The 540-nt window shown below is 69.1% G+C and carries 2 protein-coding genes; one reads left to right on the forward strand and one right to left on the reverse strand.

Going from position 1 to position 540, the window contains the following annotated elements; all coding sequences use genetic code 11:
* Positions 1–2 precede the first annotated feature (2 nt).
* The gene (locus tag AC01Y6_RS11195; RefSeq protein ID WP_428719542.1) at positions 3–269 is read right to left on the reverse strand and encodes an acylphosphatase; all 267 of its coding nucleotides are present in this window, start codon (positions 267–269) and stop codon (positions 3–5) included.
* Positions 270–333: 64 nt separating this feature from the next.
* On the opposite strand from AC01Y6_RS11195, the gene AC01Y6_RS11200 reads away from it, so the two are divergent.
* Positions 334–540: hypothetical protein (locus AC01Y6_RS11200; protein WP_476671610.1), on the forward strand; the 207-nt coding region annotated here is incomplete at its 3' end.

Consider the following 540-nt stretch of genomic DNA (forward strand, 5'->3'; position numbering starts at 1 on the left):
GCTCAGTACACGTGAAAGCCCTTTAGCCCCGCCTCCTCCCCCCACTGGACCTCCACCGCCTCCACCCGGGCGAGGCGGGGGCCTTGCTTGAGGTGGTGGAGGAAGGCCTCGAGGGCCTCCTTAGGCCCCTCGGCCACCACCTCCACCCGGCCGTCGGGGAGGTTTTCGGCGTAGCCCGAAAGGCCGAGCTCCAGGGCCTTCTTCTGGGCGAAGGCCCGGTACCCTACCCCTTGCACCCTTCCCTTGACCAAGGCCACGAGGCGCGCCATGGGCCTGTTATACCACCTGGGGTTGCCACGCGGTTTTCATCTCCCTTCCCTATGCTGAGGGAGGATGCGGCGGGGCCTTCTCCTCGGGCTTTTGGGCGTGGCCCTTTTCCTCCTCCCGGCCTGGCCTCCCCTCCTCCGGGGGGTGGTGGGGTGGGCCTTGCCCCTTTTGGGCTTGGAAGGGCGGGTGGGGAAGGTGCGGGGGCACCTCCTCTTTGGCCTCCGCCTCGAGGGGGTGGACCTCAAGGGGCAGGGCCTCGCCCTGAAGGCCCAG

The sequence above is a fragment of the Thermus sp. genome, from assembly GCF_056332225.1.